This window comes from Streptomyces finlayi (assembly GCF_014216315.1).
GTDB lineage: Bacteria > Actinomycetota > Actinomycetes > Streptomycetales > Streptomycetaceae > Streptomyces > Streptomyces finlayi_A.
The window spans coordinates 5,499,754-5,524,293 of the sequence record NZ_CP045702.1; the positions used below are offsets into that span (position 1 = coordinate 5,499,754).

Sequence of the window (24,540 nt, forward strand, 5' to 3'; positions counted from 1 at the left end):
TCTCACGCACCCTCCTTGAGGATGCGTGAGATCAGCGTGCGCTGGGCCTCGGTCAGTGCGGGGTCAGCGCAGTGCACGGTCCGGTCGCCGACCGTGATCCGGTAGCGGAAGCCGTCCGGGACGCCGGGGGCGGGCTCGGCCTGGCCGGTGATGAGCGCGGATTCGGCCAGGGCCTCCCAGTCGGCCGCGTCGGGCAGGGCCGTGGTGTCCACCTCGCGGTGGCGTGCGATGCCGGCGAATCCGCCGGTCCGGCTCACCTGAATCCGCATGGGTCCCCTGCCTGGTCGGTGGTGCGGGTTGTTGACCGTGCGTGTGGTTGTGCAGTGCGGTCGTGCCATGTCCTCAAACGCCGGACGGGCTCGAAAGATGCCCTCAATCGCCGGGCGGGCTCGAAAGATGCCCTCAATCGCCGGGCGGGCTTGGAGTGCCGGGCTGGTTTGAAGGGTGCTCTCAGTCGCCGGGCGGGCTTGGAGTGGCCGGACCGGACTGACGTGGCGGATGGCGTCGGGGTGACCGGGCCGGTCCGAAGGGCCCGGACCGGCCCGGCCCAGGCGGTCAGGTCGGGCTAGGTGGTGGGTACGCCTACCTCCGACCAGGCCTTTGTCACCGCCTCCGCCTCGTCTCCCGTGCCGAAGCGGGTCTTCGCCGCTGTCACCGTCAGTCGGGCGAACGTCGCGAAGTCCGCGTCCGAGGCCAGTTCGCCGCCCGTGAGGACGTCGAACCAGATCTGGCCCGCCCGTTCCCACGCCTTGCCGCCGAGTGCGGTGGCCAGCAGGTGGAACGCGCGGTTGGGGATGCCGGAGTTGAGGTGGACCCCGCCGTTGTCCTCCTCCGTCTCGATGTAGTCGTCCATCGTCGCGGGCTGCGGGTCCTTGCCGAGTACGTCGTCGTCGTACGCCGTGCCCGGAGCCTTCATCGAGCGCAGGGCCACCCCGCTGACCCGCGGCGCGAGCAGACCCGCGCCGATCAGCCAGTCGGCCTCCCGCGCGCTCTGGCCCAGGGAGTACTGCTTCACCAGTGCGCCGAAGACGTCCGAGACGGACTCGTTGAGCGCGCCCGGCTGGCCCTCGTACACCAGGTTGGCCGTGTACTGCGTCAGCCCGTGCGCCAGTTCGTGGGCGATCACGTCGATGGCGACCGTGAAGTCGAGGAAGATCTCCCCGTCCCCGTCCCCGAACACCATCTGCTCGCCGTCGAAGAACGCGTTGTTGTACTGCTCGTCGTAGTGCACGGAGCCGATGAGCGGCAGCCCGTTCCCGTCGATCGAACTGCGGCCGTACTCCTTGTGCAGCAGTTCGAACGTCGCGCCGAGCCCCGCGTACGCGCGGTTGACGCTCGCGTCCTGGGTGGGCTCCTCGCCCTCGTCGCGGACCTGGTGGCCCGGCAGGTCGGTGCCGTGACGGCAGTCGTACAGGGTCCGGTGCGGAGTGGTGGGGGGAGTGCCGGCCGTGCTCCGGACGGTGGGGACGCCGGCCAGGGCGGTCAGCCTGCGGCGGGCACGTTTGGCGGCGTCGGCCTCCAGGGTCCGGCGTGCGGGACCGGAGAGGAGGGGGTCGCCCGACTGCGACAGCTTGTCGAGGATCTGGGGCGGCACGATGGTGCAGAAGACGGGGCTTGGCCCGTTGCTGAGGCGAGGCTGCATGCCAAAAACTGTGGCACTCCGTGACGACGCTGTCGCCGATTGCGAAGATGATTGACGAAATGGAGTGATAGGTCACTGTTCACCCGTTACCGATGCCCCGGTCCCGCATACTGATACGGCACCGGCGTCCCGGGGGCCTCTCGGGTAGTCTCGCCGCATCATGCGTTTCTGGCTGCTCCTTCTTAGCTGCCGCGGCGAGGGTCTGTAGTTGTAGGCCGACCCCCTCCCCGCGGAGTCCGGTGTTGCAGCGACACAGTCGGCCGTCCCCAGCGCGGACCCCGAGGAGCCCTACGCCATGACCGCAGTGAATCCCGTCGAGAACGCCGTCGGCCGCCCCACTCCCGTCACCAACGCCACGCACCTCCAGAAGCCCTCCGGGATGCCCGTCCACAAGTACGGCCGCTACGACGCCGTGGACATCCCCGACCGCACGTGGCCGGAACAACGCATCACCCGGGCGCCCCGCTGGCTGTCCACCGATCTGCGCGACGGCAACCAGGCCCTGATCGACCCGATGTCCCCGGCCCGCAAGCGCGAGATGTTCGATCTGCTCGTACGCATGGGTTACAAGGAGATCGAGGTCGGCTTCCCGTCCTCCGGCGACACCGACTTCAACTTCGTGCGCTCCATCATCGAAGAGGGCGCGATTCCCGAGGACGTGACGATCTCCGTCCTCACGCAGGCCCGCGAGGACCTGATCGAGCGGACCGTGGAGTCCCTGCGCGGCGCACACCGGGCCACCGTGCACCTGTACAACGCCACGGCGCCGACGTTCCGCCGGGTCGTCTTCCGTGGTTCCAAGGACGACATCAAGCAGATCGCGGTCGACGGCACGCGCCTGGTGATGGAGTACGCCGAGAAGATCCTCGGCCCGGAGACGACGTTCGGCTACCAGTACAGCCCGGAGATCTTCACCGACACCGAGCTGGACTTCGCCCTGGAGGTCTGCGAGGCCGTCTGTGACGTCTGGCAGCCGGAGGCCGGCCGGGAGATCATCCTGAACCTGCCCGCCACGGTGGAGCGTTCGACACCGTCCACGCACGCGGACCGCTTCGAGTGGATGTCGCGTCATCTGACCCGCCGCGAGCACGTCTGTCTGTCGGTCCACCCGCACAACGACCGGGGCACCGCCGTCGCCGCGGCCGAACTGGCGATCATGGCGGGTGCGGACCGGATCGAGGGCTGCCTGTTCGGACAGGGCGAGCGCACCGGCAACGTCGACCTGGTCACGCTGGGCATGAACCTGTTCTCGCAGGGCGTCGACCCGCAGATCGACTTCTCGCAGATCGACGAGATCCGCCGTACGTCCGAGTACTGCAACCAGATGGAGATCCACCCGCGCCACCCCTACGCGGGCGACCTGGTCTACACCGCCTTCTCCGGCTCCCACCAGGACGCCATCAAGAAGGGCTTCGACGCCATGGAGGCCGACGCGGCCGCCCAGGGCAAGACGGTGGACGACATCGAGTGGGCCGTGCCGTACCTGCCGATCGACCCCAAGGACGTCGGCCGCTCGTACGAGGCCGTCATCCGGGTCAACTCGCAGTCCGGCAAGGGCGGCATCGCGTACGTCCTGAAGAACGACCACAAGCTGGATCTGCCGCGCCGGATGCAGATCGAATTCTCCCGGATCATTCAGGCCAAGACCGATGCCGAGGGTGGCGAGGTCACACCGGCCCAGATCTGGTCGACGTTCCAGGACGAGTACCTGCCCAACGCCGAGAACGCCTGGGGGCGTGTCCAGATCCGCTCCGGACAGACCACGACCGACACCGAGGTCGGGGACACCCTCACCGTCGAGGCGACCGTGGACGGTGTGGACACCGTACTGACGGGCACCGGGAACGGCCCGATCTCCGCCTTCTTCGGAGCGCTGCAGGCCATCGGCATCGATGTCCGGCTGCTGGACTACACCGAGCACACGATGAGCGAGGGCGCGAGCGCCCAGGCCGCCTCGTACATCGAGTGCGCGATCGACGGCAAGGTGCTGTGGGGCATCGGTATCGACGCCAACACCACGCGTGCCTCGCTCAAGGCGGTCGTCTCCGCGGTCAACCGCGCGACGCGATGACGGTGCTCCGTCGTCGTCCGGCTCCCCTGCGGACGAACGTGCGAAAAGCCGCGTAACGCCATGGTTCCAGAACCCCGTTCACCTGCTCAGGGTGGGCGGGGTTCGGCCATCTCCGAGGGTTGTGACCTCCGAGAGGCTGACGTCGCATCAAGGGTGTGGCTAACATCACGTCCAACGCGGCAGAGTTGCCGGAGCGTTACGGAGGTGTGCGACGTGCGGTCAGCCAAAGGACAACGCGCCATAAGACTGCGCATCTACGGCGTCCGCACCGTATGGGACACCGTCGGTGACGGGGAGTTCTTCTGCCCCGGCTGCGGCGGCGACCGTAACTACCGGCGTCTCAGCGGGCGCCGCCGCTTCGCCGTCCTCGGCGTGCCGTTGGTGCGGCGCGGCGATGCGGGGCCCGTGGTCGAATGCGCCGTCTGCCTGGAGCATTTCCCGACCGACACCCTCGACCACCCCACGACCACGCGGTTCTCCGCGATGCTCCGGGACGCCGTGCACACGGTCACGCTGGGTGTTCTCGCGGCGGGCGGCACGGGCTCCCGTACGGTCATGGAGACCGCGGTCGCCACCGTGCGGGATGCCGGGCTCGAGGACTGCACGCAGGAACGGCTCTCCATCATCGTCGAGGTGCTCGCCGCCGACACCGGGCACGGGCCCGGGTCCGACCCGGCGGCGGAGGCGTGCGGGGCGACGCTGGCGATCGAGCTGCACGAGGTGCTGAGGCCGCTCGCGCCTCATCTGGCCACGGCGGGGCGGGAGTCGGTACTGCTCCAGGGAGCCCGGATCGCGCTGGCGGACGGGCCGTACAGTCCGGCGGAGCGGGAGGTGCTGGCCACGGTGGGCAGTGCGTTGTCCTTGTGCCCGGAGGATACGGCTCGGTTGTTGGCGGCTGCGGCGCGTACGCCTTCCTAGGCGGGGTGGGGGCGTGGGTGTCCTCACGCGCCGGGCGGGCTTTCAGGACACCCTCAATCGCCGGACGGGCTTGGTTCGCGGTGTACTCCCCGGGGAGTAGTCGGAGGAACGGGACACCCTCGGCAGTAGGCGTGAAGTCGGTCCCTCGTGTGATGAGCCGGGCGTTCCCGGGCGGGAGTCTGGAGTGAGCCGGACACCATCCAGGAGGGGAGGGCCCGCGTCATGGGGGCCGATACGGAAGTGAGTGGGGCGCGGACGCGGCCGGGGGTGCGGCGGGCGCTGCCGTGGCTGATCGTCGCGTTCTGGGTAGCCCTGATCGCGGTCGCCGGGCCGTTCGCGGGCAAGCTCGGGGACGTACAGCGTGACCGTGCCGTCGACTACCTGCCGGCCAACGCCGATTCCACGCAGGTGGCGAAGATCCAGGACACACTGCCCGGTGGCGAGTCCACCGATCTCGTCCTCGTCTACCACCGTGACAGCGGGCTGACCCCCGCCGACCGGGCCACGGCCGGTGAACAGACCGCCGCGATCGCCGGTGAGCACCAGCTGAGTGCCGCACCCCGGGGCGTGCCCTCCGAGGACGGTACGACGCTGATGTTCGCGGTCTCCTCGACCGAGCCCGGACAGGACGAAGAGGTCAGGGCCGCTTTCGTCGGCGAGATCCGCGAGACCGCGAAGGGCGGCGACGGGCTGAGCGTGGAGGTCGGCGGGCCCGGGGCGCTGACCGTCGACGCCCAGGAGGTCTACGGCTCGCTCGGCGGGCCGCTGCTCTACACGACCGTCGCCGTCGTCGCGATCCTGCTGATCCTGATCTACCGCAGCCCGTTCCTCTGGCTGGTGCCCCTCGTCGTCGCCGGGATGGCCGACTTCCTGTCGATGGCCGTGGCGTACGGACTGAACCGGGGCTTCGACGTCACGGTGAGCGGCCAGAGTTCGGGCGTGATGACCATCCTGGTCTTCGGCGCGGGCACCGACTACGCGCTGCTCATCGTCGCCCGCTACCGCGAGGAGCTCGGCCGCCACGCCCGGCCCCACGACGCCATGGCCGCCGCCCTGCGCGGCTGCGGGCCCGCCGTCCTCGCCTCGTCGGGGACCGTCGCGGCCGGGCTGCTCTGTCTGATGGCCGCCGACCTCAACAGCAGCCGCGGCATGGGCCCCGTCGCCGCCGTCGGCGTGCTGTGCGCCCTCTTCGCCATGACGACCCTGCTGCCCGCCCTGCTGGTGGTGCTGGGCCGCCGCGTCTTCTGGCCGATCGTGCCCGCGTACGGAAGCGTGCGTGAGCGGCGCCGTTCGCTGTTCGCCGCGATGGGCGGCTCCGCCGGCCGCCGGCCCGTCGCCGTGCTCGTCTCCGGTGGCGTCCTGCTGGGCGCTCTGTCCCTCGGCGCCTTCGCCCTGCCCGGTGACCTCAGGCAGGAGAACTTCTTCACCAGCACGCCGGACTCGATCTCCGCCATGGCGACCCTCGGTGCCGCCTATCCCGACAGCGGAACCCAGCCGATCACCGTGATCGCGCCCACCGGCCGGGCCGACGAGGCCCTCGCGGAGGCACGCGGCACCGAAGGTGTCCTCTCCGCCGAACGCGGGCGCGGCGGCGGTGGCTGGACCGAGCTGTCCGTCGTCCCACGGGACCCGGCCGAGTCCGCCGGGGAGCAGGCCACCATCGAGGCTCTGCGCGGCGCCCTGGAGGGCAGTCACGTCGGCGGGCCCAGCGCCCAGCAGATGGACCTGGAGGAGACCAACGCCCGTGATCTGAAGGCCGTCGTACCGCTCGTCGTCCTCGCCGTCCTGCTCATCCTGGTGGTGCTGCTGCGCAGCCTGGTCGCCCCGCTGATGCTCGTCGCGGCCGTCGTCGCCGTCTGGGGAGCCTCGCTCGGCATCGCCGGACTCGTCTTCGGACCGGTCCTCGGATTCGAGGGCACCGACCCGGGACTGCCCCTGCTGTCCTTCGTCTTCCTGGTGGCACTCGGCGTCGACTACGGCATCTTCCTGATGCACCGGATGAGGGAGGAAGCCCTGTCCGGAGCCGGACCGACGGAAGCCGCGCTCACCGCGCTGCGGACCACGGGCGCGGTGATCGCCTCCGCCGGACTCGTGCTCGCCGCCACCTTCGGAGTGCTGATGAGCATGCCGATGGTGGCGCTGGCCGAACTGGGCTTCGTCGTCGCGGTCGGTGTGCTGCTCGACACGTTCCTGGTCCGTACGTACCTGGTGACCTCGGCGAGCGTGGCCCTGGGCCGCACGGTGTGGTGGCCCGGTGCGCTCAGCCGCAAGCCCCCGGCCGCCGGGCCGGACGTGCCCCGCGAACCGGAACTCGCCGCGACCCGCTGACGGTGTCCGTACCCATGCCGGAGGATGGCAGCGTGTCAGCACCCCGAACGACGCGCCGCGGCGAGCGCGTCATGGCCGTCGTCAACCGCGACCCCATGGACGCCCCGCACAGGCTGCGCACCGACGCCCTCATCGCAGGGGGCGCCGGTGCGCTCTCCCTCGTACTCGCCTTCGTCACCGACGACAGGAGGGTTCCCGACGCGTTCGGTCTGGGCCTGCTGGTGACCAGTGCCCTGCTGGTGGCGTGGCGGCGCAGCGGACCGGTCCTCGTCCTGCTCGCGATGATCCCGCTCCTCATGACGTACCACGGGCTCGACCATGCGCACTCGGCGCCGATGCCGCAGACGTTCATCGTGCTCTACACCGTCGCGGTGACCGGCAGACCGCTGCGCACGCTGGTGACCGGCGGGGTCGTGATCGGCGTCATGGTGAGCGTGGTCAGCAGCATCGACACCCACCAGGGGATCGAACTCCTGCGGATCTCCGGCTGGATCATCGCCGTGCTGTTCCTCGGCGTCGACGTCCGCTTCTACCGCCACTACGTCGCCTCGATGGTCGAGCGCGCCGAACGGGCCGAACGCACCCGTGAGGAGGAGGCCGCGCGCAGGGTCGTCGAGGAACGGCTGAGGATCGCCCGGGACCTGCACGACCTGTTGGCCCACAGCATCACCGTGATCGGAGTGCAGACCTCGGTGGCCTCCCACATCCTGACCGTCGACCCGGACCGCCTGGACCGGAAGGCGGTCGCCAGATCCCTCGACGACATCGCCGGGACCTGCCGCGAGGCCCGCGCCGAACTGCGCACCACGCTCCAGGTCCTGCGCGCCGGTTCCCCGGACGGTGACGGACCGCTGCCGGACCTGGCCGCGCTGCCGGGCCTCGTACGGACGGCGGAGGCGGCGGGCGCCCGGGTGGACCTCTCGGTGCGGACCCCACCGGGCCGGCTCGCTCCCGCCACCGGGGCCGCCGCCTACCGGATCGTGCAGGAGTCCCTGACGAACGCGGTACGGCACGCCGGACCAGGCGTGCGGATCACGGTGGCCGTCGCACCGGCGCCCGGCAGCCCCGCGCTGCGGGTCACGGTCACCGACGACGGCGCGGGCCCTCAGGAGGACGCTGGGGCGCCGGGCTTCGGCATCGTGGGGATGCGCGAGCGGGCGCGCAGCACCGGCGGCACGCTGGAAGCCGGGCCGCGCCCCGGCGGCGGCTTCGAGGTCGCGGCGGTGCTGCCGTGCCAGGAGAGCGCCCCGGCCCCGGCCGAGGAAGGCCTGCCGGTAGGGGGGACGGCGCTGTGATCCGGGTCTTGCTCGCCGACGACCAGACGCTCGTACGCGCCGCCTTCGCGATGCTCGTCGAGTCCGACCCCGGCATGACGGTCGTCGGCCAGGCGGGCAACGGCCTGGAGGCGGTCGAACTGGCCCGCAGCGCACGGGCCGACCTCGTCGTCATGGACATCCGTATGCCCGACCTGGACGGCATCGAGGCCACCCGCCGTATAGCCGCCGATGAGGGCCTCGCCGGAGTGAAGGTGCTGGTCCTGACGACGTACGACACCGACGAACACGTCGTCGAGGCGCTGCGCGCCGGCGCCTCGGGCTTCCTCGTCAAGGACACCAGGCCGGCCGAACTGCTCGCCGCCATCACCACGGTGGCCGCAGGCGACGCCCTCCTCTCGCCCGGTCCCACGGCCCGGCTGATCGCCCGGGTGCTGAGCGCCCCCACCGCCCCCGCACCGGGCGTCGTGGCAGGACCCGACTGCCTCACGGACCGGGAACGCCAGGTGCTCGGACTCGTCGCCCGGGGCCTGAACAACACGGAGATCGCGCAGACCCTGCGCCTCAGTCCGCTCACCGCGAAGACCCATGTGAGCAGGATCATGGGCAAACTCGGCGCCCGGGACCGCGCCCAGTTGGTCATCGTGGCGTACGAGTCCGGGCTCGTCGTCCCTGCCGCCGGCCCCGAAGGCGGCCGGGAACGATGACCACGGCCGGCCGGGACTCCCGGTGGGCGACAATGGGCGCATGAGCTTGTTCCGGGACGACGGCGTCGTGCTGCGTACGCAGAAACTGGGCGAGGCCGACCGGATCATCACGATCCTGACCCGCGGCCACGGGCGGGTGCGTGCCGTCGCCCGCGGCGTGCGACGCACCAAATCCAAATTCGGCGCCAGGCTCGAACCCTTCTCCCACGTGGACGTGCAGTTCTTCGCCCGCGGCAGTGAGCTGGTCGGCCGCGGCCTTCCCCTGTGCACCCAGAGCGAGACGATCGCTCCGTACGGTGGCGGCATCGTCGCCGACTACGCCCGGTACACCGCGGGCACCGCGATGCTGGAGACCGCCGAACGGTTCACCGACCACGAGGGCGAGCCAGCGGTCCAGCAGTACCTGCTGCTGGTGGGCGGGCTGCGCACCCTCTCCCGCGCGGAGCACGCGCCCAACCTCATCCTCGACGCGTTCCTGCTGCGTTCCCTCGCCGTGAACGGCTACGCCCCCAGCTTCGACGACTGCGCGAAGTGCGGAATGCCCGGTCCGAACCGGTTCTTCTCCGTCGCGGCGGGCGGCGTCATATGCGGCGACTGCCGGGTGCCCGGCAGCGTCGTACCCTCAGCAGAGGCCGTCACCCTGCTCAGCGCGCTGCTCACCGGCGACTGGGAGACGGCGGACGCGTGCGAGGCGCGTCACGTCAGGGAGGGGAGCGGACTGGTGTCCGCCTATCTGCACTGGCATCTGGAGCGGGGACTGCGCTCGCTGCGGTACGTAGAGAATTGACTCCTCCCCCCCCGTAAACAGGGGGATTCCTGGCTCACGTTGCCTGCGGCCCGGCGGGCGCGAAGGTCTTACACGATCAACACCAGCCGGGTACGAACGGGGAATCGCCCAGCGGTGATGCCCCTACGGTTGCCCCGCTGCGCGGGGAGCCGGATTCCTCACCGGCCTGAAGGCCGGGCACCCTCCGATTACCAGGTGACAAAGAGAGACGAGAGAAGCTCATGGCAGTACGCGGAATCCTCGGCGGCCGTAATCGGCGCACCTTCAAGACCCCCGAGCCGCACCCCTCCGGCGCCACGCCCCCGAAGCTCCCCGGGGAGCTGGTGCCCAAGCACGTGGCCGTCGTGATGGACGGCAACGGCCGCTGGGCCAAGGAGCGGGGACTCCCGCGGACCGAGGGCCACAAGGTCGGCGAGGGCGTCGTCATGGACGTCCTCAAGGGCTGTATCGAGATGGGCGTCAAGAACCTCTCGCTGTACGCCTTCTCCACGGAGAACTGGAAGCGCTCGCCGGACGAGGTGAAGTTCCTGATGAACTTCAACCGGGACGTCATCCGCCGCCGCCGCGACGAGATGGACGAGCTGGGCATCCGTATCCGCTGGGTGGGCCGGATGCCGAAGCTGTGGAAGTCCGTCGTCCAGGAGCTCCAGGTCGCCCAGGAGCAGACGAAGGACAACGACAGGATGACGCTCTACTTCTGCGTCAACTACGGCGGCCGTGCCGAGATCGCCGACGCCGCGCAGCGCATCGCCCAGGACGTCGCGGCCGGAAAGCTCGACCCGTCGAAGGTCAACGAGAAGACGTTCGCGAAGTACATCTACTACCCGGACATGCCGGACGTCGACCTCTTCGTGCGCCCCAGTGGCGAACAGCGCACGTCCAACTACCTGATCTGGCAGAGCGCGTACGCGGAGATGGTCTTCCAGGACGTGCTGTGGCCCGACTTCGACCGCCGGGACCTGTGGCGGGCCTGTATGGAGTACGCCCAGCGCGACCGCCGCTTCGGCGGCGCCGTGGAGGCGGGCACGGCCGAGGGCCCTGCCGTCTGAGACCGCCGCCGCGCTCCCGCCCCCTCACGTGTCGCGGGGCGGGGTGCGCGGGGCGTGCCCCGCGCCGGGTCAGCTCTTCGCGGCGGCCGCGCAGTCCGCGCAGGTGCCGAAGATCTCCACGGTGTGGGCCACGTTCACATAACCGTGCTGCGCGGCGATGGTCTCCGCCCACTGCTCCACGGCGGGGCCTTCGACCTCGACGGCCTTGCCGCACATCCGGCACACCAGGTGGTGGTGGTGGTCACCGGTCGAGCACCGGCGGTAGACCGCCTCGCCCTCCGTGGTCCGCAGGACGTCGACCTCGCCCGCGTCGGCGAGGGACTGGAGGGTGCGGTAGACCGTGGTCAGTCCGACCGAGTCACCGCGGTGCTTGAGCATGTCGTGCAGGTCCTGGGCGCTGCGGAACTCGTCGACCTCGTCGAGCGCCGCCGCCACCGCCGCCCGCTGCCGGGTCGACCGGCCGCGTACCGGCGCTGCGTTCGTGCCACTGATCGGCGCCGTCACAGCTGCCTCCTCGTGTCGCCCGTCATGTGTCGGGCCATTGTGCCAGCCCGCCCCGGGTCCACGGTCACACCCGCACGTCGTCGGACTCCCTGGGGCCGGGCGGGAAAGGGCTCTTTCCTTCCAGGGTGCACGCCCGGTCCGCCTCGGCCGCCCGGGCCCGGCGCCGGGCCAGTGGCGCGGCCAGCACGGTGAGGGCGATGAACACGGCGATGGCCAGCAGCACGATCGTCGCGCCGGGCGGGACGTCCCGGTAGTACGAGGTCACCGTGCCGGCCAGGGTGACCGACGTACCGATGACCACGGCGAGGACGAAGGTCACCTTGAAGGACTTCGAGATCTGCTGCGCCGCGGCGACCGGTACCACCATGAGCGCGCTGACGAGCAGCAGCCCGACGACCCGCATCGCGACGGTGACCGTCACGGCCGCCGTCACCGCGACCAGGAGGTTCAGCACCCGCACCGGCAGCCCGGTGACCCGGGCGAACTCCTCGTCCTGGCTGACCGCGAACAACTGCCGCCGCAGCCCGACCGTCACCAGGATCACGAACGCGGCCAGGACGCAGATCGCGGTGACGTCCTCCTCGGAGACCGTCGACAGCGAGCCGAAGAGGTACGACGTGAGGTTGGCGTTGGACCCGGTGTCGGAGATGTTGATCAGCAGGACACCGCCCGCCATACCGCCGTAGAAGAGCATGGCCAGCGCGATGTCGCCCCGGGTGTGCCCGTACCAGCGGATCAGTTCCATGGCGATCGCGCCCACGACGGCGACAGCCGTGGCCATCCACACGGGGCTGGTGGAGAGCAGGAAGCCGAGGCCGACACCGGTCATCGCGATGTGCCCGATGCCGTCGCCCATCAGGGCCTGCCGGCGCTGCACCAGGAAGATGCCGATGGCCGGGGCGGTGATGCCGACGAGAACGGCGGCGATCAGGGCGCGCTGCATGAAGGCGGGTTCGAGGAATTCCATCGTGATCAGCTCAGCAGTCCGGTCCGTACGGGCTCGGAAGCCGCGTGAGGGTGTACGTGGTCGTGGCCGGGCAGGGCGTGCTGGCCCAGTGCCTCGGGGGGCGGGCCGTCGTGCGTCACGCAGCCGTCGCGCAGCACGATCGCGCGGTCGATCAGTGGCTCCAGCGGGCCGAGCTCGTGCAGGACGAGCAGGACGGAGGCACCGACCGCGACCTGCTCGCGCAGGGTGCGGGCGAGGATCTCCTGGCTGGCCAGATCGACGCCGGCCATCGGCTCGTCCATGATCAGCAGCTCGGGTTCGGCGGCGAGCGCCCGTGCGATCAGCACCCGCTGGTGCTGGCCGCCCGAGAGAGCGCTCACGGAGTCCTTGGCCCGGTCGGTGAGGCCGACGAGTTCGATGGCCCGGCCGACGGCCTCCCGGTCCGCCTTCCGGGGCAGCCGCAGCTTCGTGCGGGACAGCCGCCCCGAGGCGACGACCTCGCGGACCGTGGCGGGGACGCCACCGGCCGCCGTCGTGCGCTGCGGTACGTAGCCGACGCGGGCCCATTGGCGGAAGCGGCGCAGCTCGGTGCCGAAGAGCTCGACGCTTCCTCCGGTCAGCGGGACCTGCCCGATGACGGAGCGCACGGCCGTGGACTTGCCCGAACCGTTGGCGCCGAGAAGGGCCACGACCTCGCCGCGGTGCACGGTGACGTCGACGCCGCGCAGCACGGGCCGCCCGCCGAGCGCGGCCGTGGCACCGCGCAGGCGGATCACGGGGTCGGGGGTGGTGTTCTCGGGCTGTGGCATGAACGCCTCCGATGCTGCTGAGGACGGAACGGGTGTCACGTCGGTCACTTCGCGCCGAGTGCCTTCTGCAGCGCGGCGAGGTTGGACTCCATGACCTCGACGTAGTCAGCGCCCTCGGACTGCTCGGTGATTCCCTCCAGCGGGTCCAGGACGTCCGTCTTCAGGCCGGTGTCCTCGGCGACCGTCTTCGCGGTCTTGTCGCTGGCGAGCGTCTCGAAGAACACGGTGGTGGCCTTGTTCTCCTTGGCGACCGTGTGGATCTCCTTGATCCGGGCCGGGCTGGGCTCGGCCTCGGGGTCGATACCGGCGATGCCCTCCTGGGTCAGACCGTAGCGCTCGGCGAGGTATCCGAAGGCGGAGTGCGTGGTGATGAACGTCTTCGTCGTGGTGCTCCGCAGGCCCGTCTCGAAGGCGGTGTTCAGCGCGCCCAGCTTCTTGACCAGGGCGTCCGCGTTCTTGGCGTAGTCCGCGGCGTTGTCCGGATCTGCCTTCTCCAGGGACTTGCCGACACCCTTGGCGACCTCGGCGTACTTCACGGGGTCCAGCCAGATGTGGGGGTCGGCGCCGGCCTCGCCCTCGTGCTCGTCCTCGTGGCCCTCCTCCGCGTGCTCCTCCTCGTGCCCGTGCTCGTCGCCACCGGCCTCGGAGCCGTGCTTCTCCAGCGCGGTGAGCGTCGCGGCGTCGACCGTGTTCTTCACCCCGGCCTGGGTGACGGCGTCGTCGACGGCGGGCTGGATGCCCTTGAGGTAGAGGATGTAGTCCGCGTCGCCGAGACCGCCGATCTGCCGCGGGGTGAGTTCCAGGTCGTGCGGCTCGACACCCGGCTCGGTGAGGGTCTCGACGGAGACGTGGTCCCCGCCTATCTCCTCGGCCAGGAACTGCATCGGGTAGAAGGACGTGACCACGTTCAGCTTGTCGCCGTTCTCGCGGTCGGCGGCGTCGGACGTGGAGCAGGCGGAGAGGCCGGAGAGGCCGAGGGCGACTGCTCCGGCGACGGCGGCGGTGGGTATCAGGCGACGTACGTTCATGACAGTCATTTTCAACAATTATGGAAACGATTGTCAACAAGACAGATGAGATGCTCACCACGCAGGGGACAGATCGCCCGGCGCCCCCACCGATTTGATCCAAGGGGTGCGCCCGCCGGTAATCTGAGTCATTCGCCCGCCCGTCTCCCGACCACCGCCCCCCACCGAGGCGCTCAGCGCCGCCCCTGTCCAATTATTTCGCCGTCGCAATGAAGAGAGCACCGTGGCCGCCGACAAGATCGACACCATCGTCAGCCTGAGCAAGCGCCGTGGCTTCGTCTACCCCTGCAGTGAGATCTACGGTGGCTCGAAGGCCGCCTGGGACTACGGGCCGCTGGGTGTCGAACTCAAGGAGAACATCAAGCGTCAGTGGTGGCGCTCCATGGTCACCGCGCGCGAGGACATCGTCGGTCTCGACTCGTCGGTGATCCTGGCCTCCGAGGTCTGGGAGGCGTCCGGTCACCTGGCGACCTTCTCCGACCCGCTGACCGAGTGCACCTCCTGTCACAAGCGTTACCGCGCGGACCACCTGGAGGAGGGCTACGAGGCCAAGCACGGCCGCCCGCCCGCCGACGGTCTCGCCGACATCAACTGCCCGAACTGCGGCAACAAGGGCCAGTTCACCGAGCCCAAGCAGTTCTCCGGCATGCTGCAGACGCACCTCGGCCCGACCCAGGACGCCGGTTCGGCCGCGTACCTCCGTCCTGAGACCGCCCAGGGCATCTTCACCAACTTCGCCCAGGTGCTGCAGACTTCGCGCAAGAAGCCGCCGTTCGGCATCGCGCAGATCGGCAAGTCCTTCCGGAACGAGATCACTCCGGGCAACTTCATCTTCCGCACGCGTGAGTTCGAGCAGATGGAGATGGAGTTCTTCGTCAAGCCGGGCGAGGACGAGGAGTGGCAGCAGTACTGGATGGACCAGCGCTGGGCCTGGTACACGGGTCTCGGCCTGCGCGAGGAGAACATGCGCTGGTTCGACCACCCCAAGGACAAGCTGTCGCACTACTCGAAGCGCACCGCCGACATCGAGTACCGCTTCAACTTCGGCGGCAACGAGTACTCCGAGCTCGAAGGTGTGGCCAACCGCACCGACTTCGACCTCAAGGCGCACTCCAAGGCCTCGGGCCAGGACCTGATGTTCTTCGACCAGGAGGCCGGCGAGCGCTGGACTCCGTACGTCATCGAGCCGGCGGCCGGTGTCAACCGCGCCATGCTGGCCTTCATGCTCGACGCGTACATCGAGGACGAGGCCCCCAACGCCAAGGGCGTCATGGAGAAGCGCACCGTGATGCGCCTCGACCCGCGCCTGGCGCCGGTCAAGGTCGCGGTGCTGCCGCTGTCCCGCAACCCGCAGCTGTCGCCGAAGGCCAAGGGCCTCGCGGCCGACCTGCGCCAGAACTGGAACATCGAGTTCGACGACGCGGGCGCCATCGGCCGCCGTTACCGCCGTCAGGACGAGATCGGCACGCCGTTCTGCGTCACCGTCGACTTCGACACCCTCGACGACGACGCGGTGACCGTGCGCGAGCGCGACACCATGAAGCAGGAGCGCGTCTCCCTGGACCAGATCCAGGCGTACCTGGGTGCGCGGCTGCTCGGCTGCTGACCTTCCGTACGGCGCTTCGTACGGCATTTCGCACGTATGGGCGGGCGAAGCCCCTGGTTCCTTGGACGGGACCGGGGGCTTCGCTGCACACTGGGCGCACCCGTCCACAGGAGGCCACGATGCCGTCCATGACCACCAGCAAGGTCAGCAGATGGGACGGCCACGGCCGTGAACACATAGTCCACGTCAGCAAGTCGGGGATGCAGCGTCAGTTGAGCTGCGAGACCTGCGGCTGGCGCAAGGGCGCGCAGTTCCTGCCGTGGCTCAAGGCCCAGGAACACCTGGCCGAGGCCCACCAGGCGACCGTGGACCCGACCGCCTGAAAAGTGGGTGCCGGGTCCACCGGAGCCGGGGTACCGTTTCGGCATGTCTTCGTTCTTCCAGATCTACGAGTGAGAGCGCGGCGGGACTCGCGACCCGTCGCCCATCGGATCGACAGCCGATCACCGCAACCTCACTTCTCACCACGAATGGGAGAACCCCGTGGCAAAAAGCCGTAACAACCTCCTCGGTGTGGGCGGACAGCGCAAGAAGCTGACCCGCGCCGAAAAGCAGACCGCAGGCCCCTCGCGCAACGCCGACCGCCAGACCGCCGAGGAGAAGAAGCAGGAGCTGGTGCGCAGGATGCGTGAGCGCGCCGAGTCCTCCGCCACCTCCACGGACGGCTCCACGGACGGCTCCGCGGACCAGGACGCCCCGGCCCGGAGCTGACGTCCTCGCCTCACCCGTACGACCGTGGGCCCGGATCACCTCGTGTGATCCGGGCCCACACCCGTATGCGCGGCCCTGCCTCCCGCCCCGGCCGCCCTCCGTCACTCCGGCGGTACGCGACAATGGGGCAATGACCACGCTCGCCCCCGCGCTCCCGCTGCTCCGGATCGGCCCGCACACCGTGCAGCCGCCCGTGGTGCTCGCCCCCATGGCCGGCATCACCAACGCCCCCTTCCGCACCCTGTGCCGGGAGTTCTCGGGGGGCAAGGGGCTGTTCGTCAGCGAGATGATCACGACGCGGGCGCTGGTCGAGCGCAACGAGAAGACCATGCAGCTCGTCCACTTCGACGCGAGCGAGACCCCGCGCTCCATCCAGCTGTACGGAGTGGACCCGGTCACCGTCGGCAAGGCGGTCCGCATGATCGTCGACGAGAACCTCGCCGACCACATCGACCTGAACTTCGGCTGCCCGGTCCCCAAGGTCACCCGCAAGGGCGGCGGCTCCGCGCTCCCTTACAAGCGGCCACTGCTGCGCGCGATCCTCAACCAGGCGGTCTCCAACGCCGGGGACATCCCGGTGACGATCAAGATGCGCAAGGGGATCGACGACGACCACATCACATTCCTGGACGCGGGCCGGATCGCCGTCGAGGAGGGCGTGACGGCCGTCGCCCTGCACGGCAGGACCGCGGCCCAGCACTACGGCGGCACCGCCGACTGGGACGCCATCGCCCGCCTCAAGGAGCACGTCCCGGAGATCCCCGTCCTCGGCAACGGCGACATCTGGTGCGCGGACGACGCCCTGCGGATGATGCGTGAGACCGGCTGTGACGGCGTGGTGGTCGGCCGGGGCTGCCTGGGCCGCCCCTGGCTCTTCGGCGACCTCGTGAGCGCCTTCGAGGGCACGGAGACGCGACGGGCGCCCGGCCTCCGTGAGGTCGCGGACGTGATGGTGCGGCACGCGACGCTGTTGGGGGAGTGGATCGGCGACGAGACCCGTGGCGTGATCGACTTCCGTAAGCACGTGGCCTGGTACCTCAAGGGCTTCGCGGTGGGCTCCGAGATGCGCAGGAAGCTCGCCGTCACCTCGTCGCTGGAGGAGCTCGCCGGCCAGCTGCACGAACTCGACCTGGACCAGCCGTGGCCGGACGGTGCGGACGGGCCGCGTGGGCGTACCTCGGGTAACAACCGGGTCGTACTGCCGGACGGCTGGCTGAAGGACCCCTACGACTGCGCCGGAGTGAGCGCGGACGCGGAGCTCGACACCTCGGGCGGCTGACCGGCGGCCGACCTTTCCGGGAGGCCGTCACAGCCAGGGGAACGGGTCCCGCCTCGCATACCGGGGTTGGGGGCACGGAGTGCCCCGGATCTTGATGGCTCATCTGAGCGGCTGAATCGAAGGGATTCGCAGTGATCCGAGGCCATTCGGCGAGATTTCGTCGCCGGTCTCACGCTCTGCTCGGTTTTTCTCGCCGGTGGGTGACTGACGGGTGCCCATATGGCGTCCGGATGGTGACATCTGAGCGCGCTCGGGGGCGTGATTCTCGCCACCCTTGAGGGTTGGCTCGCTCAGATGAGCAATCAAGTGCTCGGTGTACTTCTCAAATGACGGCACTGGGTGCCAGGTGCCTTGATCTTGATCATTTGATGCGTCTGTCGCACACCGTAAAGAAAATTCCCTCCTGCCGTCACCTGGAGTCATTATGAGTTCAAGAGGTGAAGTCAACCCAGGTATCCGTCCGAGCCCTGGGTCACTTTAGATCTGCTGGCGGACGGGTGGTTGAGGTCGCATGACGCGCAAGCGGACGTACCCAGACACCTCCGATCTGGGTATGTTCCTCGCCGTCAGGGCAGCCACCGCGTCCTCGAGGAGTCGAGACCCGTGTCGGAAAACAAAGATCGCCAGAAGTTCGTCTACGACTTCACCGAGGGCAACAAGGATCTGAAAGATCTCCTGGGCGGCAAGGGTGCGAACCTCGCCGAGATGACCAATCTCGGGCTGCCCGTTCCTCCCGGTTTCACCATCACCACCGAGGCGTGCAAGGTCTACCTCGACAGTGGCGAGGCGCCGGCGGCGCTGCGCGAGGAGGTCAGCGCCCACCTCGACGCGCTCGAGCGGAAGATGGGCAAGAAGCTCGGACAGGCCGACGACCCGCTCCTGGTCTCCGTCCGCTCCGGTGCGAAGTTCTCGATGCCCGGGATGATGGACACGGTCCTCAACATCGGGCTCTCCGACGCGTCCGTCGTCGGGCTGGCCGCGCAGGCCGGTGAGGAGCGCTTCGCCTGGGACTCCTACCGCCGCCTCATCCAGATGTTCGGCAAGACGGTCCTCGGCGTCGACGGCGACCTGTTCGAAGAGGCCCTGGAGGCCGCCAAGAACGCCAAGAAGGTCACCGTCGACACCGACCTCGGCGCCGACGATCTGAAGAAGCTGGTCAAGCACTTCAAGAAGATCGTCAAGCAGGAGGCCGGCCGCGACTTCCCGCAGGACGCGCGTGAGCAGATGGACCTCGCCATAAACGCGGTCTTCGACTCGTGGAACACCGACCGGGCCAAGCTCTACCGCCGCCAGGAGCGCATCCCCGGCGACCTCGGCACGGCAGTCAACGTCTGCTCGATGGTCTTCGGCAACCTCGGCGCGGGCTCAGGAACGGGTGTCGCCTTCACCCGCGACCCGGCCAGCGGCCACCAGGGCGTCTACGGCGACTACCTGGAGAACGCGCAGGGCGAGGACGTCGTCGCCGGTATCCGCAACACCGTGGCGCTCGCCGACCTCGAGTCGATCGACAAGAAGTCGTACGACGAGCTGATGAAGATCATGGAGACGCTGGAGACCCACTACAAGGATCTCTGCGACATCGAGTTCACCATCGAGCGCGGACAGCTCTGGATGCTCCAGACCCGGGTCGGCAAGCGCACCGCGGGTGCCGCCTTCCGGATCGCCACCCAGCTCGTCGACCAGGGCCTCATCGACGAGGCCGAGGCGCTCCAGCGCGTCAACGGGGCACAGCTCGCGCAGCTGATGTTCCCCCGCTTCGACGACCAGGCGAAGACCGAGCTGCTGGGCCGCGGCATCGCCGCGTCCCCGGGCGCGGCGGTAGGCAAGGCCGTCTTCGACTCGTACACCGCGGTCAAGTGGTCCCGGTCCGGCGAGAAGGTCATCCTCATCCGCCGTGAGACCAACCCCGACGACCTCGACGGCATGATCGCCGCCGAGGGCATCCTGACCTCGCGCGGCGGCAAGACCTCCCACGCGGCCGTCGTGGCCCGCGGCATGGGCAAGACCTGTGTCTGCGGAGCCGAGGACCTGGAGGTCGACACCAAGCGCCGCCGGATGACGGTGGGCGGCCGGGTGATCGAGGAGGGCGACACTCTCTCGATCGACGGCTCCACCGGCAAGGTCTACCTCGGTGAGGTGCCCGTTGTTCCGTCGCCGGTCGTCGAGTACTTCGAGGGCCGGATGCACGCGGGCGCCGACGACGCCGACGAGCTCGTCGCCGCCGTGCACCGGATCATGGCGTATGCGGACCGAGTACGCCGGCTGCGCGTACGGGCCAACGCGGACAACGCCGAGGACGCCCTGCGGGCCCGCCGCTTCGGAGCCCAGGGCATCGGCCTGTGCCGGACCGAGCACATGTTCCTCGGTGAGCGCCGCGAGATGGTCGAGAAGCTGATCCTGGCCGACACCGACGACGAGCGCGAGACCGCGCTCGCGGAGCTGCTGCCGCTCCAGAAGGCCGACTTCATCGAGCTGTTCGAGTCGATGGACGGGCTGCCCGTCACCGTTCGGCTGCTGGACCCGCCGCTCCACGAGTTCCTGCCCGACATCACCGAGCTGTCGGTACGGGTCGCCCTCGCCGAGTCCCGCAAGGACGCCAACGAGAACGACCTCCGCCTCCTCCAGGCCGTGCACAAGCTCCACGAGCAGAACCCGATGCTGGGGCTGCGCGGCGTACGCCTGGGTCTGGTCATCCCCGGGCTCTTCAAGATGCAGGTCCGTGCCATCGCGGAAGCGGCGGCACAGTGCAAGAACGCCAAGGGCGACCCGCGCCCCGAGATCATGATTCCGCTCGTCGGCACGGTCCAGGAGCTGGAGATCGTCCGCGACGAGGCCGACCTGGTCATCGCCGAGGTCGAGGCCGCCACCGGCGTGGATCTGAAGCTGACCATCGGCACGATGATCGAACTGCCCCGGGCCGCGCTGACCGCCGGCCAGATCGCCGAGGCCGCGCAGTTCTTCTCCTTCGGTACGAACGACCTGACCCAGACCGTCTGGGGCTTCTCCCGTGACGACGTGGAGGCATCGTTCTTCACCGCGTACCTGGAGAAGGGCATCTTCGGGGTGTCGCCGTTCGAGACGATCGACCGGGACGGTGTCGGTGCGCTCGTGCGCAGCGCCGTCGAGGCCGGCCGGGCGACCCGTCCCGACCTCAAGCTCGGGATCTGCGGCGAGCACGGCGGTGACCCGGAGTCGGTGCACTTCTTCCACGAGGTGGGCCTGGACTACGTGTCCTGCTCGCCGTTCCGCATCCCGGTGGCCCGCCTGGAGGCGGGCCGGGCGGCGGCTGCGATGTCGACGGACAAGGGGAGCGACAGCCGCTGATCCGGCGGTGACTGGCTGACTCCTGGGCGGCCGTCGGACCCTACCGACCCTCGCCGGACCCGACGGCGGCCCCGGAGCTCCGAAAGAAGCGGCGGCACCCTGTGCGGGGGTGCCGCCGCTTCGCTGTGCTCCCGGTGGGCGTGTTCCCGGTAAAGGTGAGCGTGTTCCCGCTAAACCGTGTTCGTACGCGGGGGATTCCGTTGAAAGTCGGATGGTTGAGCGCTGTTCCTTTTCCGTTCACTGCGCGAATTCCGGGACTGGACGGGACCGGGGTGCGGCCCATGGATCCCCACCCATGGACCGCACCCGGCTTACCCCCGCCGGACACGGAGCCGTAACCGGAGCCGACCGCCGCCGAACGGGCAAAGCCCCCCACGGCCTTCACTCGTTCTTTCGGCGGCTCCGGTTTCGTGCCCGACGTCGTACAGCTTTTCGGGTGAAGCGCATGCAAGCGAGGCGTTTCAACTGTGGCCGAAACCCCGTGGTGACGTGGTGTGACCGTATGAGTACCCTTTGATCGGGGCGATTGCGGTTGCAACAAGGTGGGGGATCGGTGCTGCGCATCCATGTGTCCGGAGTGGACCTTTCCAAGGTGCGGATGGCCACACGGCCGGACGCATTATGGGAAACCATTCTCAGTTTTCACCGACTGAGGGACCGGCGGGCTTCCACGGTGTTCGGGAAATGGCGCACGGAATCCAGGACCCGGTTGAATGGTGAAACACGTCTGCTGGCGGCGCTGGTTCCGCCCCGCGGCTATTTCCCGGATTTCCTGACGCCTTCCGAGCGGGGCGCCGAGCCCTACTCGCTGGACGTCGGGCTGGAAGCGCTGCGGGACACCCCTGCCGACCGGCTGCACAGCGAGCTGGCCCACGTCGGGGCCGGGCCGGGGCGCCGCGGCGGCCGTTCGCCCGAGGCGCTGTTCGGCGCGCTCTCCGAAGGGCGCGCCGAACCTCTCGGCCGGCTCATCGCCGCCGTGCGCGCCTACCACCGCGCGGCGGTCGAACCGTACTGGCCGCACATCCAGGCGAGCGTGGAGGCCGACCGGGCCGTACGGGGGCGGGCCCTGCTCGACGGGGGCGCCGACGAACTCCTGGCGGGGCTGCCGCCGATGATCCGCTGGCGGGCGCCCGTCCTGGAGGCCGACTACCCCGTCGACCGTGACCTGCACCTGGACGGGCGGGGGCTGCTGCTCCAGCCCTCGTTCTTCTGCCGCGGCACCCCGGTCGTCTACCGCGACCCGCAGCTCGTTCCGGTCCTCGTCTACCCGGCCACCCACCCGGGCGCGCCCGTCTTCGCCGAACCGGGTCCGTGGCTCGGCCGGCTCCTCGGGCACACCCGCTCGTCCGTCCTCGGGGCCATAGGCAACGGCTGCACGACCAGTGAGCTCGCCCGCAGGGCCGGGGTCTCCCTGGCCTCCGCGAGCCAGCACGCCTGTGTGCTGCGCGAAGCGGGCCTGGTCCGCACCCTGCGCCACGGCAGCTCGGTGCTGCACACCCTCACACCGCTGGGCGGCTCGCTGCTCAGGGGCGGCGCCCCACTGGCCCTGTCCTGACGGCAGGGACGGTCGGCCGGGCCTGGCCCGGCCGCCCTGGCCCGTCGATCCGCGCAGGGATTCGTCCGGCACCTTCTCGGTGAGGGCCTGGCCGGAAAACTACTGTCGGCAGAGCGATGAGTTCCGCGCGGCCCGGTCGTCTACCCAACGAAAGCGCCCGGACGAGCCCGGACGGGACACCTGAACGGAAGACCCGAACAGACGGAGGAGTGGACGTCATGCCTCAGATGATCTTCGTGAACCTGCCGGTCAAGGACCTGGAGACGACGAAGGACTTCTTCGGGAAGCTCGGCTACGGCTTCGACCCGCAGTTCAGCGACGACACGACCGCGTGCCTGGTCATCAGTGACACGATCTTCGCGATGCTCATCACCGAGCCGAAGTTCAAGGAGTTCACCAGGAAGGAGATCGCCGACTCCGCGAAGTCGACCGAGGTCATCCTCTGTCTGAGCGCGGAGAGCCGCGAGAAGGTCGACGAGCTCGTCGACACGGCACTCGCCTCCGGTGGATTTCCGGCCAACGAGCCGATGGACCACGGCTTCATGTACGTCCGTTCCTTCCAGGACCCCGACCACCACCTGTGGGAGATCATGTGGATGGACCCGGCGGCGGTGGAAGGCCGGTCCTGACCCGCCACAGCCGCCGGTCAGTGCGAGCTAGGTCCTGTCTGGAGTTCCCCCGCGGCGTCGCGGCGTCCGGCACCGCCGCCTCCGGCGTTGTCGTCAGTCGCGAGGGCTCCGCCATCGCTCCCTCCTCCGCCTTGGATTCGACGGCACCGGACGCCGCTCCTTCTCCCGCGCTGGAACTCCAGACAGGACCTAGCTGCGGAACGGCCCGGTCACCTCGTAGGTGATTCCGCCGGACGAACTCCCGCTCGTGCCGCGCTGCGAGGAGAAGTAGAGGCGGCTGCCGTCGGGGGAGAACGCCGGTCCGGTGATCTCCGAGCCGGACTGACCGCTGATCCGCAGGAACGGGGCGAGAGTGCCGGCCGGCGTGATCAGGCAGATCTCCATGTTGCCGCCGTCCTCCGCGACGTAGAGGTCGCCGGAGTCCGAGCGGGTGACGTTGTCCACACCGGTCAGCGGAGCCGTGCCGCTGGTGACGAGCGAGTCGTCGTAGGCCAGCGACAGGGATGAGGTGTTGGCGTCGTACGCCCACACCCGGTTGTCGCCCTTGGTGGTGAACCAGCAGGTGCCCGCCGCGTAGAAGCAGCCCTCGCCGCCGTTGAAGACCTTGGCCCCGGAGACCTGGTAGCGGGTCAGGGTGGGAGAGCCGTCCGGATCGGGGACCGTGGCCCAGGTCACCGGGCCCGAGGTGCCGGTTCCCGCCACGAGCACCTGGAGGGTGCCGCTCGACAGATTGCCCCAGGTGGTGGGCCGGAAGCGGTAGAAGCGGCCGTCCGACTCGTCCTCGGTGAGGTAGACGAAGCCGTGGTCCGGGTCGGCCGCCGCCGCCTCGTGCTTGAAGCGGCCCATCGCGGGACGCCGTACGGCCGCGTTGACGCCCCACGGGTCGGTCTCGTACACGTAGCCGCGGCTGACCTCCTCGCAGGACAGCCAGGTGTTCCAGGGGGTGTGGCCGCCCGCGCAGTTGTTGTTGGTGCCGGACAGGATGCGGGAGGCGGAGGTGACGGTTCCCGCGGAGTTGAAACGCACGGCACTCGCCCCGCCGCCGCTGCCCGAGGAGACCTCGGAGTTGGAGACGTAGATCCAGCCGCTGCCGTCGGCGAAGGTGGCGCCGCCGTCGGGTGCGCTGTGCCAGGTGTACGAGGTTCCGGCGACGGTCTGACCCGAGCGGGCGATGATTCTGCTGGTGAAACCGCTGGGCAGCAGGATGCCGTTGGCGTTGGCCGGCTGCAGCGCACCGTACGGGCCGGGGGCCGGCTGGGCCGGGGCCGCGAAGGCCGCGCCCCGCCACAGGGTGCCGCCGAAGGCCGCCGCCGATGTGCCGACCACCGCTGTGCGCAGAAATGTCCGACGTTCCACGATCACTCCACAGGTGA

21 protein-coding genes are annotated in these 24,540 nt (G+C 69.6%); 14 read left to right on the forward strand and 7 right to left on the reverse strand.

Going from position 1 to position 24,540, the window contains the following annotated elements; all coding sequences use genetic code 11:
• Positions 1–2: 2 nt before the first annotated feature.
• A complete protein-coding gene (locus F0344_RS25255; protein WP_185300952.1) occupies positions 3–269 on the reverse strand; it encodes a protealysin inhibitor emfourin in 267 nt (88 codons plus the stop codon).
• A 296-nt stretch (positions 270–565) separates the two neighbouring features.
• Positions 566–1,642 (reverse strand): M4 family metallopeptidase, encoded by a 1,077-nt coding sequence (locus F0344_RS25260; protein WP_185300953.1) that lies wholly within the window; start codon positions 1,640–1,642, stop codon positions 566–568.
• 295 nt (positions 1,643–1,937) lie between these two features.
• Here F0344_RS25260 and leuA point away from each other — a divergent pair, with 295 nt between their 5' ends.
• From leuA to F0344_RS25295, 7 genes are all read left to right on the forward strand, one after another.
• Positions 1,938–3,713 (forward strand): 2-isopropylmalate synthase, encoded by a 1,776-nt coding sequence (gene leuA / locus F0344_RS25265; protein ID WP_185300954.1) that lies wholly within the window; start codon positions 1,938–1,940, stop codon positions 3,711–3,713.
• Between the two features lie 213 nt (positions 3,714–3,926).
• A complete protein-coding gene (locus F0344_RS25270) occupies positions 3,927–4,631 on the forward strand; it encodes a TerB family tellurite resistance protein (RefSeq protein ID WP_185300955.1) in 705 nt (234 codons plus the stop codon).
• A gap of 222 nt (positions 4,632–4,853) precedes the next feature.
• Entirely contained in the window at positions 4,854–6,959 is a 2,106-nt protein-coding gene (locus F0344_RS25275) for an MMPL family transporter (RefSeq protein WP_185300956.1), read from the forward strand.
• 14 nt (positions 6,960–6,973) lie between these two features.
• A complete protein-coding gene (locus F0344_RS25280) occupies positions 6,974–8,254 on the forward strand; it encodes a sensor histidine kinase (protein ID WP_374940117.1) in 1,281 nt (426 codons plus the stop codon).
• Positions 8,251–8,940, forward strand: coding sequence for a response regulator (locus F0344_RS25285; protein ID WP_185300957.1), 690 nt, complete (start codon positions 8,251–8,253; stop codon positions 8,938–8,940). Before F0344_RS25280 ends, F0344_RS25285 begins: the two co-directional genes overlap by 4 nt.
• Positions 8,941–8,980: 40 nt before the next feature.
• A complete protein-coding gene (gene recO, locus F0344_RS25290; protein ID WP_185300958.1) occupies positions 8,981–9,727 on the forward strand; it encodes a DNA repair protein RecO in 747 nt (248 codons plus the stop codon).
• 221 nt (positions 9,728–9,948) lie between these two features.
• Entirely contained in the window at positions 9,949–10,776 is an 828-nt protein-coding gene (locus F0344_RS25295; protein ID WP_185300959.1) for an isoprenyl transferase, read from the forward strand.
• Between the two features lie 69 nt (positions 10,777–10,845).
• Here F0344_RS25295 and F0344_RS25300 read toward each other — a convergent pair whose 3' ends face one another.
• The 4 genes from F0344_RS25300 to F0344_RS25315 form a co-directional block, all read right to left on the reverse strand.
• Positions 10,846–11,280, reverse strand: coding sequence for a Fur family transcriptional regulator (locus F0344_RS25300; RefSeq protein ID WP_185300960.1), 435 nt, complete (start codon positions 11,278–11,280; stop codon positions 10,846–10,848).
• A gap of 64 nt (positions 11,281–11,344) precedes the next feature.
• Complete coding sequence (locus F0344_RS25305) at positions 11,345–12,247, reverse strand: metal ABC transporter permease (RefSeq protein ID WP_185300961.1); 903 nt, start codon at positions 12,245–12,247, stop codon at positions 11,345–11,347.
• 5 nt (positions 12,248–12,252) lie between these two features.
• Positions 12,253–13,035 (reverse strand): metal ABC transporter ATP-binding protein, encoded by a 783-nt coding sequence (locus F0344_RS25310; RefSeq protein WP_185300962.1) that lies wholly within the window; start codon positions 13,033–13,035, stop codon positions 12,253–12,255.
• 44 nt (positions 13,036–13,079) lie between these two features.
• On the reverse strand, positions 13,080–14,063 hold the full coding sequence (locus F0344_RS25315; protein WP_185300963.1) for a metal ABC transporter substrate-binding protein: 984 nt from the start codon (positions 14,061–14,063) through the stop codon (positions 13,080–13,082).
• Positions 14,064–14,286: 223 nt separating this feature from the next.
• Between F0344_RS25315 and F0344_RS25320 the strand changes: the two genes are divergently transcribed.
• The 7 genes from F0344_RS25320 to F0344_RS25350 all read left to right on the forward strand — a co-directional run bounded on the left by F0344_RS25320 (position 14,287) and on the right by F0344_RS25350 (position 23,167).
• Positions 14,287–15,669 (forward strand): glycine--tRNA ligase, encoded by a 1,383-nt coding sequence (locus tag F0344_RS25320; RefSeq protein WP_185300964.1) that lies wholly within the window; start codon positions 14,287–14,289, stop codon positions 15,667–15,669.
• Positions 15,670–15,788: 119 nt separating this feature from the next.
• Positions 15,789–15,992: a hypothetical protein gene (locus tag F0344_RS25325; RefSeq protein WP_185300965.1), complete on the forward strand. Its 204-nt coding sequence runs from the start codon at positions 15,789–15,791 to the stop codon at positions 15,990–15,992.
• Between the two features lie 160 nt (positions 15,993–16,152).
• The gene (locus F0344_RS25330) at positions 16,153–16,380 is read left to right on the forward strand and encodes a DUF6243 family protein (RefSeq protein WP_185300966.1); all 228 of its coding nucleotides are present in this window, start codon (positions 16,153–16,155) and stop codon (positions 16,378–16,380) included.
• Between the two features lie 130 nt (positions 16,381–16,510).
• Positions 16,511–17,659, forward strand: a complete 1,149-nt coding sequence (gene dusB, locus F0344_RS25335; RefSeq protein WP_185300967.1) for a tRNA dihydrouridine synthase DusB — start codon at positions 16,511–16,513, stop codon at positions 17,657–17,659.
• A gap of 603 nt (positions 17,660–18,262) precedes the next feature.
• The gene (gene ppdK, locus F0344_RS25340) at positions 18,263–20,983 is read left to right on the forward strand and encodes a pyruvate, phosphate dikinase (protein ID WP_185300968.1); all 2,721 of its coding nucleotides are present in this window, start codon (positions 18,263–18,265) and stop codon (positions 20,981–20,983) included.
• Positions 20,984–21,536: 553 nt separating this feature from the next.
• On the forward strand, positions 21,537–22,538 hold the full coding sequence (locus tag F0344_RS25345) for an ArsR/SmtB family transcription factor (protein WP_258050105.1): 1,002 nt from the start codon (positions 21,537–21,539) through the stop codon (positions 22,536–22,538).
• Positions 22,539–22,756: 218 nt separating this feature from the next.
• A complete protein-coding gene (locus F0344_RS25350; RefSeq protein ID WP_185300969.1) occupies positions 22,757–23,167 on the forward strand; it encodes a VOC family protein in 411 nt (136 codons plus the stop codon).
• A 189-nt stretch (positions 23,168–23,356) separates the two neighbouring features.
• On the opposite strand, the gene F0344_RS25355 is transcribed toward F0344_RS25350, so the two are convergent.
• On the reverse strand, positions 23,357–24,523 hold the full coding sequence (locus F0344_RS25355; protein WP_185300970.1) for an alkaline phosphatase PhoX: 1,167 nt from the start codon (positions 24,521–24,523) through the stop codon (positions 23,357–23,359).
• Positions 24,524–24,540 lie beyond the last annotated feature (17 nt).

Bases quoted from the DNA above. Each gene is read 5' to 3' on its own strand.
- F0344_RS25295 (WP_185300959.1), top strand. From the start codon at position 9,949: ATGGCAGTACGCGGAATCCTCGGCGGCCGTAATCGGCGCACCTTCAAG.
- F0344_RS25255 (WP_185300952.1), bottom strand. From the start codon at position 269: ATGCGGATTCAGGTGAGCCGGACCGGCGGATTCGCCGGCATCGCACGC.
- F0344_RS25260 (WP_185300953.1), bottom strand. From the start codon at position 1,642: ATGCAGCCTCGCCTCAGCAACGGGCCAAGCCCCGTCTTCTGCACCATC.
- F0344_RS25325 (WP_185300965.1), top strand. From the start codon at position 15,789: ATGCCGTCCATGACCACCAGCAAGGTCAGCAGATGGGACGGCCACGGC.
- F0344_RS25305 (WP_185300961.1), bottom strand. From the start codon at position 12,247: ATGGAATTCCTCGAACCCGCCTTCATGCAGCGCGCCCTGATCGCCGCC.
- leuA (WP_185300954.1), top strand. From the start codon at position 1,938: ATGACCGCAGTGAATCCCGTCGAGAACGCCGTCGGCCGCCCCACTCCC.
- F0344_RS25275 (WP_185300956.1), top strand. From the start codon at position 4,854: ATGGGGGCCGATACGGAAGTGAGTGGGGCGCGGACGCGGCCGGGGGTG.
- F0344_RS25310 (WP_185300962.1), bottom strand. From the start codon at position 13,035: ATGCCACAGCCCGAGAACACCACCCCCGACCCCGTGATCCGCCTGCGC.
- recO (WP_185300958.1), top strand. From the start codon at position 8,981: ATGAGCTTGTTCCGGGACGACGGCGTCGTGCTGCGTACGCAGAAACTG.
- F0344_RS25315 (WP_185300963.1), bottom strand. From the start codon at position 14,063: ATGAACGTACGTCGCCTGATACCCACCGCCGCCGTCGCCGGAGCAGTC.
- dusB (WP_185300967.1), top strand. From the start codon at position 16,511: ATGACCACGCTCGCCCCCGCGCTCCCGCTGCTCCGGATCGGCCCGCAC.
- F0344_RS25280 (WP_374940117.1), top strand. From the start codon at position 6,974: ATGCCGGAGGATGGCAGCGTGTCAGCACCCCGAACGACGCGCCGCGGC.
- F0344_RS25350 (WP_185300969.1), top strand. From the start codon at position 22,757: ATGCCTCAGATGATCTTCGTGAACCTGCCGGTCAAGGACCTGGAGACG.